The organism is Methylobacterium sp. NEAU K (assembly GCF_030700285.1).
Classification (GTDB): Bacteria; Pseudomonadota; Alphaproteobacteria; order Rhizobiales; family Beijerinckiaceae; genus Methylobacterium.
On sequence record NZ_JAUYZJ010000004.1, the window covers coordinates 170,720 to 181,917 of the forward strand.

Below are 11,198 nucleotides of genomic sequence, written 5' to 3' on the forward strand. Positions count from 1 at the left end.
TGCACATCCTGCGATCAGGGTGAACGAAGGGTTGCGGAGACGCCGCGATCGTCTATGCCGCCGCCCCGGGATTTCCACAGGGGGAGGACAGGATGCGGCTCCGGATCGGCGTGGCTCTGGCGGTTGCGGTCATCGCGCTCGCCGCGCTCCTCGCGGGGCCCTGGAGCCGCGGGTACCGGCTGTCCGAGATCCTGACGGGAGGCGCCCCGCTGCTGCCCGACGGCACGCGGCCCGCCGGCGGCGCCGCGGATCTCTCCGGCAACGCCACGCTGGGCACGGGCCAGCGCCCGGTGACCCTGCACCTCGCCTGCGATCCAGGCGGCACCGGCCTGTCGGCGGCGCTGACGGTGCCGGGCTTCGCCGAGCTGGCACAGAGCTTCGACTTCGCCGGTCTCGAAGGCTCCGGCAGCGCGACGCTGCTCACCGGTATCCTGGTCTCCAATGCCGGCAGCGTGCGTTCCCTGCGAATGCCGGTGCAGGGCGTGGCGGCGACCGGCCCGGATGCAGGCTTCACCCTGACGGTGACAGCCGCGCGCCGCGGCGAGGATCCCCTGCACGGGGTCGCTCTGGCGCTGGTCCAGCCGGGGACCAAGCTCACCTGGACGCAGGCGAGCCCCCGGGCCGGCGATCCATCCCTGGTGGCGACGTTCACCATAGCCGAGAGCGACGCCGCCGCCCTGAAGACGGCCCTCGGCGGCTGTCTCCCGGCGCCGTTCTAACTCACCTCCACCTGCACGACCCCCGGCACGGTCCGAAGCTGGCCGGCCAGCGCCGGCGTCGCCTGGAACTTGCCCGGCAGCCGGATCTCGACCTCGCGGCCGCCGCCGTCGAGCTTGAGGATCAGCGAGACCTCGCTCTCCCCCCGCATCGACAGCCGCTGCTGCACGGGCCCGACCCCGCGGGGGTCGCTGAGATGGATGCGCATCCCCTTCTGGTGGCGGGCGACCGCCTGGTCGAGGGGCTCCGCGGTGAGGATGCGGGCGCGCACGTCCTCACCCTCCAGGTTCGCCTGGAGCTGGAGCACCAGCGGGCGCCCCGGTTCGAGGATGTCGCGGTACTGGCCCAGCCCCTCGGAGAAGATGATCGCCTCGAAATGCGCGGTCCGGTCCGAGAGGGTCACGATGCCCATCTTGTTGCCGGTCTTGGTGCGCCGCTCCGCCCGGTCGAGGACCGAGGCTGCCACGCGGCCGACGCTGCTGGTCCCGGCCCGCACCGAGCGGCAGAAATCGGCCCAGCTCTGCACCCGCAGCTTGTCGAGCAGGTCGCCGTACTCGTCGAGCGGGTGGCCCGAGACGAAGAAGCCGATCGCCGCGTATTCGCGCTTTAGCGTGTCGGCCATCGGCCAGATCTCGTGCGGCGGAATCCGCAGGGACACGTCGTCCGCGACCACGCCGCCGAACATGTCGGTCACGCCCGTGGAGGCGGCCTCGGCGGCGCTGGCGGCGAGCTTCATCATCGGTTCGACCGCCGCGAAGGCCCGGGCCCGGTCCGGCTCGATGCAATCCAGCGCCCCGGCCTGGACGAGGCTTTCCAGGGTGCGCTTGTTGATCATCCGCGGGTTGAGCCGGCGGGCGAGGCAGGCGAGATCCTTGAACGGGCGGTCGCCCCTCGCCTCGACCAGCGCGCGGACCGCCTCGCGGCCGACGCCCTTGATGGCGGCGAGCGCGTAGAAGATCTTGCCGTTGCGTACCTCGAACACCTCCCCGGAGGTGTTGATCGAGGGCGGCTCGACGGTGATCTTGAGGCGCTGCGCGTCCTGGCGGAATTCGGCGAGCTTGTCCGTGTTGTCGATGTCGAGGGTCATGGCGGCTGCCAGGAACTCGACCGGATGGTTCGCCTTCAGGTAGCCGGTCTGGTAGGTCAGCAGCGCGTAGGCCGCCGCGTGGCTCTTGTTGAATCCGTAATCGGCGAACTTGGCCAGGAGGTCGAAGATCTCGTTGGCCTTGGCCTTGGTCAGCCCGCGCTCGGTGCAGCCCTTGAGGAACCGGTCGCGCTGCGCGTCCATCTCGGCGCGGATCTTCTTGCCCATGGCGCGCCGGAGCATGTCGGCCTCGCCCAGCGAGTAGCCGGCCAGAACCTTGGCGATCTCCATCACCTGTTCCTGGTAGACGATGATCCCGAAGGTCTCCTTCAGCATCGGCTCCAGCTTCGGGTCCGGATACCAGGACGCCTCGTTGCCGGCATCGCGGCCGAGCTTGCGCTCGCAATAGACCGGGATGTTGGCCATCGGGCCCGGCCGGTAGAGGGCGACGAGCGCGATGATGTCCTCGAATCGGTCCGCCTGCATCTCGCAGAGCGCCTTGCGCATGCCGGCGGATTCCACCTGGAACACCCCGACCGTCTCGCCCCGGCCCATCGGTGTGTAGGTATTCTTGTCGTCGAGCGGCAGGCTCGCCAAGTCGATCGCGATGCCGCGCTGCTTCAGGAGGTCGGTGCAGCACCGCAGCATCGTAAGCGTCTTGAGGCCCAGGAAGTCGAACTTCACCAGGCCGGCCTGCTCGACCCACTTCATGTTGAACTGGGTCACTCGCATCCCGGTCTTCGGGTCTCGGTAGAGCGGGACCAGCTCCTCGAGGGGCCGGTCGCCGATCACCACGCCGGCGGCGTGTGTCGAGGCGTGGCGGTGCAGGCCCTCGAGCTTCTTGGCGATGTCGATGAGCCGCGCGACGATCGGCTCCTCCTCCATGGCCTGCTGGAGCTTGGGCTCGCCCTCGATCGCCTGGGCCAGCGTCACCGGGTTGGCGGGGTTCTGCGGCACCAGCTTGGTCAGCTTGTCGACCTGCCCGTAGGGCATCTCCAGCACGCGGCCGACATCGCGCAGCACGCCGCGGGCGAGCAGCGTACCGAAGGTGATGATCTGCCCGACCTGCCGCTCGCCGTAGCGCTGCTGCACGTAGCGGATCACCCGCTCGCGGCCCTCGACGCAGAAGTCGATGTCGAAATCCGGCATCGAGACGCGCTCGGGGTTGAGGAAGCGCTCGAACAGCAGGCCGAAGCGCAGCGGGTCGAGGTCGGTGATCAGCAGCGACCACGCCACCAGCGAGCCCGCACCGGAGCCGCGTCCCGGGCCGACCGGGATGTCGTGGTCCTTGGCCCACTTGATGAAGTCCGAGACGATCAGGAAGTAACCCGGGAACTTCATCTTGACGATGACGTCGAGCTCGAAGGCCAGGCGCTTGCGGTAATCCTCCTCCGAGAAGCCGGGTGCCGTGCCGTGCTGCTTCAGCCGCAGCTCCAGCCCGGCCTCGGCCTGCCGGCGCAGCTCGGTCGGCTCGTCGGCCGCCACCGCCTGCACGGGTGAATCCGACGCTTCCGCCAGCGCGTCCGCCATGGGCGGCGTTTCGCCCGCCGCCACCGAGCCGAAGTTCGGCAGGATCGGCTTGCGGGTCCGCGCCCGGACGGCGCAGCGCATCGCGATCTCGACGGTGGCGGAGAGGGCGTCCGGCAGGTCGCGGAACAGCTCGGCCATCTCGGCCCGGGTCTTGAAGGCATGGCGCGGGGTGAGCCGGCGGCGGCGCTCGTCCGAGACGAGGCGTCCGTCCGCGATGGCCAACAGCGCGTCATGCGCGTCGTAATCGTCGGGCTTGGCGAAGAACGGCTCGTTCGTCGCCGCGATGCCGAGGCCATGGCGGCCGGCGAGGTCGAGGAGCGCCGTCTCGACCCGCCCCTCCTCGGGCAGGCCGTGGCGCTGGATCTCGACGTAGAGCCTGTCCTCGCCGAAGGCCGTCTTGAGCTGCTTCAGGCGGCTCAGCGCCAATTCGGGCCGGCCCGCCCGGAAGGCGGCGTCGAGGGGGCCCGACATGCCGCCGGTGAGCGCGATCAGCCCGTCCCCGCAGTCCGCCAGCGCCGCGGCCTCGACCCGGGGCGCTTCGCCGAGCGCCGTGTCGAAATAGGCGCGGCTCGCCAGCCGCAGCAGGTTGGCGTAGCCGGTCTCGTCCTGGGCCAGCAGCACGACGCCATGGCTTGCCGGTGCGTTGCGCTGGTGCGGATCGGCGGGTTCGAACGCCACGGAGATCTGCGCGCCCGCGATCGGCTGGACGCCCTCCCCCGCCGCCTTCTCGGAGAATTCCAGCGCGCCGAACAGGTTGTTGGTGTCGGTGAGTGCAAGCGCTGGCTGCCGGTCGGCCACAGCGGCCTTGACCAGGGAGCCGACCTTCAGCGCCCCTTCGAGGAGAGAATAGGACGAATGGACGTGGAGGTGGACGAACCCGACCTCCTTGAGTTGGCGCGGCATGGGCTACCTTGTTCAGGGGTCGCCCAGCATCCCCGCTCGACCGCGCCGAGTCGACGTATGGCGGAGGCCAACCGGACGATATCCACCGGTCGTGCCCCGGACGCACCAGTCCGGCTACTCTCTGTGGATAATCGGCGCCGCGGGGCCGAACGCCTGTGTATAACAGGACGGCTGCGGGAGCCGGGCGCCATTTAGCAAAGTCCGGCTAACGAACCGGTGCCAGAGCTATCGCCCAGGCACCGACAGCCGCAAACAGCATTCCGAACGCCATGAACTCGACCATCCCGGTCAGGACCATCCGCTTCAGCATCGCCGTGCCTCCCGTGTTCCGGGACCAGTATGTTCATGTTTTGTTCTAATGATAGGGGGCGCGGGTGATATGCGCCCGCAGCCTCCAATGACAGTAAATAAATCGTGGCTTGATACGTCTCGTTCGGGCTGGCATGCCCCCGCCGAGACGGGTTCGTCATCTGATCGGGGGGTTCGAAGGAGCAGCCCATTCCCGCGCAAAGAACGGTCGGACGGCTCGACATCGCTCTCATCGCCGTCGGGACCCATGGCGACGTGTTGCCGTTCATCGCGCTGGGCCATGAACTCCTGGCGCGAGGCCACGGGGTTTCCCTGGCTGCGCCGGCCCCGTTCGAGCCGATGGCACTGCGGGCCGGCCTCGCCTTCCAGCCCCTCGGTTCGGCCGCCGATTACGAGGCGGTGATCCGCCAGCCCGACCTGTGGCACCCGCGCTGGGGCTTCCAGCTGATGTTCGACTTCGCCGTGCGCGTGGCCGAGACTGCCTGCCTCTGGCTCGGGGCCACGCGGGCGCGCGGGGTGGATCAGGTGGTGGTCGCCTCTCCCCTCGCCTGGGGGGCGCGGCTCGCGCAGGAACTCTACGCCATCCCGACTGCCACGTTGCACGTGATGCCGTTCCTGATCGAGAGCCGGTCCGATCCGCCCCGGCTGCCGGGGCTGCCGCTGCCGCGGATCCTTCCGGCCGCCCTGCGCGCCTACGTGAACCAGGGCGTCGACGCGGTCGCGGTCGGCCCGTTCACGCTGCCGCCCCTGAACGCCCTGCGCGCACGCCTCGGCCTCGATCCGGTCGGCCGGCTGCGGCATTGGTGGAACAGCCCGACGCGCATGCTTCTGATGTTCCCGGACTGGTACGCCGCGCCCCAGGCGGATTGGCCGGCCCAGGCGGTGCAGCTCGGCTTCCCGCTGGTGGACCGGTTCGGCGACGTAGCCGCGATGCCGCCGGAGCTGGAGGCTTTCCTGTCCGCCGGCGACGCTCCGATCGTATTCACCTACGGCTCGGCGATGCGCCAGGGCGCGGATTTCTTCGAGACCGCATTGCGGATCTGCCGCTCGATGGGCCGCCGCGGGGTCCTGCTCGCGCCGCAGGGCGGCCAGATCCCGGAGCGGCTGCCGGCCGGGGTCGTCCACCTGCCCTACGCGCCCTTGAGCGCCTTGCTGCCGCGCAGCGCCGCCTTGGTCCACCACGGCGGCGTCGGCACGGTGGCGCAGGCCCTGGCGGCGGGGATTCCGCAGCTCGTCGTGCCCGTGGCGTTCGACCATTTCGACGAGGGGCGGCGCCTCAAGGACCGGACGCTCGGCGCCACACTGAGCCGCCGCGCCTTCCGGCCCGCCCGCGCCGCCCGCGTCCTGGGCCGGTTGCTGGCCGATCCGGCGGTGGCGCGCGCCTGCGGTCAGGCCAAGGCGCGCATGGCCGAGAGTCGCGACGCGATCACCGAGGCTTGCGAACACGTCGAGGAACTCGCCGCCTCCGAGGCCCGGACCGAGTCTGCAGCGCACCGCTAGGCAGCCGGAGGCCGGTAGGAAACCTGAGACGCGACCGGACCGCCACGAAGGTCGCGCTCAGTCGAGGGGCGTGATCAGCCCGTCGCGGATCGTAACCCGGCGGTCCATGCGGGCGGCCAGCTCCAGGTTGTGGGTCGCCACGAGCGCGGCGAGGCCGGAGGCCCGCACGAGGGACAGCAGCACCGAGAAGACGTGGCCCGCCGTGCCGGGGTCGAGATTCCCGGTGGGCTCGTCGGCCAGCAGCAGCCGAGGTCCGTTGGCCACCGCCCGGGCGATGGCGACGCGCTGCTGCTCGCCCCCCGACAGCTCGGCCGGGCGGTGCGACAAGCGGTCCTTGAGGCCGAGGAAGCTCAAGAGCTCGGCGGCCCGGGCCTTGGCCTCCGCGCCCTTTAGGCCGCGGATGAGCTGGGGCATCACCACGTTCTCCAGCGCCGAGAATTCCGGCAGCAGGTGGTGGAACTGGTAGACGAAGCCCATCTCCTCGCGGCGCAGCCGGGTGCGCTCGGCATCCGCCATCGCGGCTGTCGGGTGGCCGCCGATATAGACCTCGCCCCCGTCCGGCCGCTCCAGCAGGCCGGCAAGGTGCAGCAGCGTCGACTTGCCGGCCCCCGAGGGGGCCACCAGCGCCACCAGCTCGCCCGGCCAGATCGCGAGGTCGGCTCCGCGCAGGATCTCCAGGGCGCCCTCGGCCTGGGGATATCGCCGCTCGACGCGGGCGAAGAACAGGGCCGGCACCGGCGGGGTGCCGGCCGGCTGGCTTGCATCGCTCATGGGGTGCTGACCGTCAGCCGTAGCGCAGGGCCTGCACCGGATCGAGCCGGGCGGCACGCCAGGAGGGATAGACCGTCGCCGCCAGCGACAGCAGCAGCGACGTGATCACCACGGCGGCGATCTCCTTCGGGTTCATCTGGGCCGGGATCTCGGCGAGGAATCGCACCGTCGGGTCCCAGGCGCCGGGAAACAGGACGTGCTGGATCGGCTTGATGTTTAGGGTGATCAGGATTCCGAGCCCGAGGCCGCTCAGGGTCCCGACCAGCCCGATCAGGGCGCCATTGATCAGGAACACCCGCATGATCGTGCCCGGCGTCGCCCCCATGGTCCGCAGTATCGCGATGTCGCTCGACTTGTCGCGCACCAGCAGGATCAGGCCCGAGACGATGTTGAGCGTCGCCACCACGACGATCAGGCTGAGGATCAGGAACATCACGTTGCGCTCGACCTCCAGCGCCCCGAAGAAGGTGCGGTTGCGCTGGCGCCAGTCGGTGAGCAGGATCGGGCGCTCGGCCGCCATCTCCAGCGGCTCGCGCATGTCGCCGACCTGATCGGGATTATCGACGTAGATCTCGATCATGCTGACGTCGCTGTCGCGGTTGAAGAACGCCTGGGCCTCGGTCAGCGGCATGAACACGAAGGTCTGGTCGAACTCGGTCATGCCGACCTCGAACACCGCCTTGACCGCATAGCTCTTGGTGCGTGGCGCGGTGCCGAAGGGTGTGGACGAGCCCTTGGGCGTCACCAGGGTGATGTTGTCCCCCGCCTGCAGGCCGAGGGTGTCGGCCAGCCGCCGGCCGATCAAGACGCCGGTGCCGTCATCGAAGCCCTCCAGGGTGCCGCCGCGGATCGAGCTGGAGACGGCCGCCAGGGCGTCGAGATCGGCAGCGCGCACGCCGCGCACGATCACCCCCGAGCCACCGAACTGAGACGAGGCGAAGGCCTGCCCCTCGACGAGCGGCACCGCCGCACGCACGCCCGCAACCTTCGACAGGCGCTCGGAGAGATCGACCCAGTCGTTGAACGGCCGGTCGATCGGCGTGGCGAACAGATGGCCGTTGATGCCCACGATCTTCGACAGGAGTTCCGCCCGGAAGCCGTTCATCACCGAGAGCACGATGATCAGGGTGGCGACGCCGAGCGCGATGCCGAGAACGGAGAAGAAGGCGACCACCGAGACCCCGCCGCCCCGGCGGCGGGCTCGCAGGTAGCGGCCGGCGATGATCCACTCGAACGGAGCGAAGGGCGCCGTGCCCTCGCGGAAGGACGCCGCGAGGCTCCGGACCCGGTCGATCGCCGCTGCACCCGCCATCGGATTGGCCCTCAGCATCATGCGCCGGAGCGGCCGCCGCTGCGGCGGCGAAGTTGTTGCGCGAAAACGGATCTGAGCAGAATTACCTCCTGCAATTCCGCTCAGACGCGACGGATGCGCGCCAGCAGGTCGACGATGGCGAGGCTCTCGCGCTCGCCCCCGGCCCGCCGCTTCAACTCGATCTTGCCCTCAGCCAGCCCCTTCGGCCCGACGACCACCTGCCAGGGCAGGCCGATCAGGTCCGCGGTTGCGAATTTTGCGCCCGGGCGCTCGTCGCGGTCGTCGTACAGCACCGACAGGCCGGCGGCTTCGAGATCCGACTGGATCTGCGCGCAGGCGGCGTCGGTGCCGGCATCGCCGACCTTGAGGTTGATGAGCGCCACGTCGAAGGGCGCGACCGCGTCCGGCCAGATGATGCCGGCCTCGTCGTGGCTTGCCTCGATGATCGCCGCCACCAAGCGGCTCGGGCCGATGCCGTAGGACCCCATATGCACCGGCCGCTCGATCCCGTCCGGCCCGGCGACCTTGGCGCCCATCGGCTCGGAATACTTCGTGCCGAAATAGAAGATGTGCCCGACCTCGATGCCGCGTGCTGCCATGCGGCTCTCCTCCGGCACCTCCGCGAAGGCCTCCGGCTCGTGCATCTCCTCGGTGGCCGCGTAATGCGAGGTCCAGGAATCGACGATGCCCTGGAGCGCGGCCACATCGTCGAAGTCGACAGTCTCCGGCGGCGACTCGAAGCCGAGATAGGCCCGGTCGCAGAACACCTCGCTCTCGCCGGTCTTGGCCAGGATGATGAACTCGTGGGACAGGTCGCCGCCGATCGGGCCGGTATCGGCGCGCATCGGGATCGCCTTCAGGCCGAGCCCGGCGAAGGTCCGAAGATACGCCACGAACATGCGGTTGTAGGCGTGGCGCGCTCCCGCCTGGTCGAAATCGAACGAGTAGGCGTCCTTCATCAGGAACTCGCGCGAGCGCATCGTGCCGAAGCGCGGTCGCACCTCGTCGCGGAACTTCCACGAGATCTGATAGAGATTCTTCGGCAGATCCTTGTAGGAGCGCACGCTCGCCCGAAAGATTTCGGTGACCATTTCCTCGGCGGTCGGGCCGTACAGCATCTCTCGGTCGTGCCGGTCCTTGAGGCGCAGCATCTCCTTGCCATAGGCGTCGTAGCGCCCGGATTCCCGCCACAGCTCGGCGGACTGCACCGTCGGCATCAGGATCTCGATGGCGCCTGAGCGGTCCTGTTCCCGGCGGATCACCGCGCAGACGCGCTCGAGCACCCGCAGGCCGAGCGGCAGCCAGGCATAAATGCCGGCCGCCTCCTGGCGCACCAGGCCGGCGCGCAGCATCAGGCGGTGGGAGACGATCTCCGCTTCCTTGGGCGTCTCGCGCAAGGTCGGCATGAAGTAGCGGGAGAGACGCATGTCTTCGAGGTCTTACGCGTGGATCCGGCCGGGAGGAGCCTCGGCGCGCGGGCACACAACACGCCGGAGACACAAATTACAAGCACTGCTGGACCACGGCACCGGGTAATCGCGCCGCGTCGTCTGCGCCGATCCGGGCCGGAGGGCCTGACCGACCGCCCTGCCGGCCCAGACCGGCATCGATCTGCCCATTTGCCGGCAAGAAAGCGCAGATTTTTCTCGTGGCCCGGGTGACAACACGAATTGTTGTTCCTATAAGCGGGCGGCGATGTTTGCGACGCCCGCAAGAGGCGCTGCAGGGTCCGAGTCTCGGGAGGAAAACCGACCGCCACGCAGGCAATGCGTAGGACAATTAAAGGTCGAGCCACTGAAGCTTGAAAAGCAAGGCCCCGGGCCTTGCTTTTTTTGTTTTGCCAGATCCATCGCTGCCGCTCCGATGTTCATTGCCGCGCCCGGACGCTGCCGAATAAGGCATTCCGCGCTGCGTCCGTCCGAGCATCGCCGCCTGACGAACCGGACGGTCCGCGCCCCCAGCGTCAATCCGGATGCTGTGAACAGCGGTGAAAGCGCGGAGAAGCCGGTGGTTCGTCGACTATTCGACTTTGCTGCGCCAAGGCATTAACCCGCAACGCCTTTTCGCGGCGCAAGGTGGGGCATGGAACGTATCGGGTGAGCCCGCCATGCATTTTCAGATCCGAAGGGCCGACCATCTCTGGTCCTGGGTCCTGCTCAACGAAGTCCACGAGACGGTGGCCGAATCCCGCCGGACCTTCCCGTCGGCCGCGCAGGCCTCCGCTGCGGCCCTGGCCTTCGCGCATCTCGTAGCCAGGGCGGGCAAGTCGCTGACGGTCCGGTCGTCCTCCGGAACCCTGCTCTGAGAGCGGCCCTGTTACAGCCCGGTCAGCGGAAACACCGCCAGCGCGACCAGGAAGGCGGCGCCGGCCACCAGCGTCGTCCAGATCGCCTTCTCGCGCAGCCGCGGGGACGCGGGCGCCCCCAGATCCTGCCCCGGCACCACGTATCCGGGCCGCTCCTCGGGCTGGTTGCGCAGGGGCAGCACCGCGAAGAGCAGGGTCCACCAGACCACGAAGTAGAGGGCGATCGACCCTCCGACCGTGAGCTTGAACAGGCTCACGCCCGCCGCCACGAAGGCAGCGACCAGCACGGTCACTGCGGCCAGCGTCGCCGGCGTCGAGCGTCCCAGCGCGTTCACCATCCGGCTCAAACCTGCTCCAGCTCGACCAGGGTACCCAGGAAGTCCTTGGGGTGCAGGAACAGCACCGGCTTTCCGTGGGCGCCGATCCGCGGCTCGCCGGTGCCGAGGACCCGGGCACCCTGCGCCTTCAGCCGGTCGCGGGCTGCCAGGATGTCGTCGACCTCGTAGCAGACGTGGTGGATGCCGCCGCCCGGGTTGCGCGCCACGAAGGCTCCGATTGGCGAGCCTTCGCCCAGCGGTGCCATCAGCTCGATCTTGCTGTTGGGCAGCTCGACGAACACCACCGTGACGCCGTGCTCGGGCTGCGGCAGGGGCGGGGTTATCCGCGCGCCCAGAGTGTCGCGGTATACCGCGCAGGCCGCATCGAGGTCCTTAACGGCGATGGCCACGTGATTGAGCCGCCCGATCATTCTGTTCCTCCCTGCCTCA

At 69.3% G+C, this 11,198-nt stretch carries 9 protein-coding genes; 3 read left to right on the forward strand and 6 right to left on the reverse strand.

What is annotated here, in order from left to right:
• Positions 1-92: 92 nt before the first annotated feature.
• Positions 93-719 carry a hypothetical protein gene (locus Q8W67_RS05170; protein ID WP_305541711.1) on the forward strand — a complete coding sequence of 209 codons (627 nt, stop codon included), beginning with the start codon at positions 93-95 and terminating at the stop codon, positions 717-719.
• Here Q8W67_RS05170 and dnaE read toward each other — a convergent pair.
• Complete coding sequence (gene dnaE, locus Q8W67_RS05175; RefSeq protein WP_305541713.1) at positions 716-4,234, reverse strand: DNA polymerase III subunit alpha; 3,519 nt, start codon at positions 4,232-4,234, stop codon at positions 716-718. The genes Q8W67_RS05170 and dnaE overlap by 4 nt on opposite strands.
• Before the next feature lie 564 nt (positions 4,235-4,798).
• On the opposite strand from dnaE, the gene Q8W67_RS05180 reads away from it, so the two are divergent.
• Positions 4,799-6,043: a glycosyltransferase gene (locus Q8W67_RS05180; protein ID WP_305541715.1), complete on the forward strand. Its 1,245-nt coding sequence runs from the start codon at positions 4,799-4,801 to the stop codon at positions 6,041-6,043.
• Between the two features lie 57 nt (positions 6,044-6,100).
• On the opposite strand, the gene Q8W67_RS05185 is transcribed toward Q8W67_RS05180, so the two are convergent.
• The 3 genes from Q8W67_RS05185 to proS form a co-directional block, all read right to left on the reverse strand.
• The gene (locus Q8W67_RS05185; RefSeq protein ID WP_305541718.1) at positions 6,101-6,814 is read right to left on the reverse strand and encodes an ABC transporter ATP-binding protein; all 714 of its coding nucleotides are present in this window, start codon (positions 6,812-6,814) and stop codon (positions 6,101-6,103) included.
• Between the two features lie 13 nt (positions 6,815-6,827).
• Entirely contained in the window at positions 6,828-8,126 is a 1,299-nt protein-coding gene (locus tag Q8W67_RS05190) for a lipoprotein-releasing ABC transporter permease subunit (RefSeq protein ID WP_305541721.1), read from the reverse strand.
• Positions 8,127-8,227: 101 nt separating this feature from the next.
• Positions 8,228-9,553 carry a proline--tRNA ligase gene (gene proS, locus Q8W67_RS05195; protein WP_305541724.1) on the reverse strand — a complete coding sequence of 442 codons (1,326 nt, stop codon included), beginning with the start codon at positions 9,551-9,553 and terminating at the stop codon, positions 8,228-8,230.
• Positions 9,554-10,233: 680 nt separating this feature from the next.
• Between proS and Q8W67_RS05200 the strand changes: the two genes are divergently transcribed.
• Positions 10,234-10,431 carry a hypothetical protein gene (locus Q8W67_RS05200; RefSeq protein ID WP_305541726.1) on the forward strand — a complete coding sequence of 66 codons (198 nt, stop codon included), beginning with the start codon at positions 10,234-10,236 and terminating at the stop codon, positions 10,429-10,431.
• Positions 10,432-10,442: 11 nt separating this feature from the next.
• Here Q8W67_RS05200 and Q8W67_RS05205 read toward each other — a convergent pair whose 3' ends face one another.
• Entirely contained in the window at positions 10,443-10,769 is a 327-nt protein-coding gene (locus Q8W67_RS05205) for a DUF1467 family protein (RefSeq protein WP_305541729.1), read from the reverse strand.
• Between the two features lie 5 nt (positions 10,770-10,774).
• Positions 10,775-11,179 (reverse strand): methylmalonyl-CoA epimerase, encoded by a 405-nt coding sequence (gene mce / locus Q8W67_RS05210; RefSeq protein ID WP_305541731.1) that lies wholly within the window; start codon positions 11,177-11,179, stop codon positions 10,775-10,777.
• Between the last annotated feature and the right edge of the window lie 19 nt (positions 11,180-11,198).

Excerpts from the sequence above, each read along its gene's own strand:
- Q8W67_RS05200 (WP_305541726.1), top strand. The coding sequence starts at position 10,234 with ATGCATTTTCAGATCCGAAGGGCCGACCATCTCTGGTCCTGGGTCCTG.
- mce (WP_305541731.1), bottom strand. The coding sequence starts at position 11,179 with ATGATCGGGCGGCTCAATCACGTGGCCATCGCCGTTAAGGACCTCGAT.
- Q8W67_RS05170 (WP_305541711.1), top strand. The coding sequence starts at position 93 with ATGCGGCTCCGGATCGGCGTGGCTCTGGCGGTTGCGGTCATCGCGCTC.
- Q8W67_RS05190 (WP_305541721.1), bottom strand. The coding sequence starts at position 8,126 with ATGGCGGGTGCAGCGGCGATCGACCGGGTCCGGAGCCTCGCGGCGTCC.
- dnaE (WP_305541713.1), bottom strand. The coding sequence starts at position 4,234 with ATGCCGCGCCAACTCAAGGAGGTCGGGTTCGTCCACCTCCACGTCCAT.
- proS (WP_305541724.1), bottom strand. The coding sequence starts at position 9,553 with ATGCGTCTCTCCCGCTACTTCATGCCGACCTTGCGCGAGACGCCCAAG.
- Q8W67_RS05205 (WP_305541729.1), bottom strand. The coding sequence starts at position 10,769 with ATGGTGAACGCGCTGGGACGCTCGACGCCGGCGACGCTGGCCGCAGTG.
- Q8W67_RS05185 (WP_305541718.1), bottom strand. The coding sequence starts at position 6,814 with ATGAGCGATGCAAGCCAGCCGGCCGGCACCCCGCCGGTGCCGGCCCTG.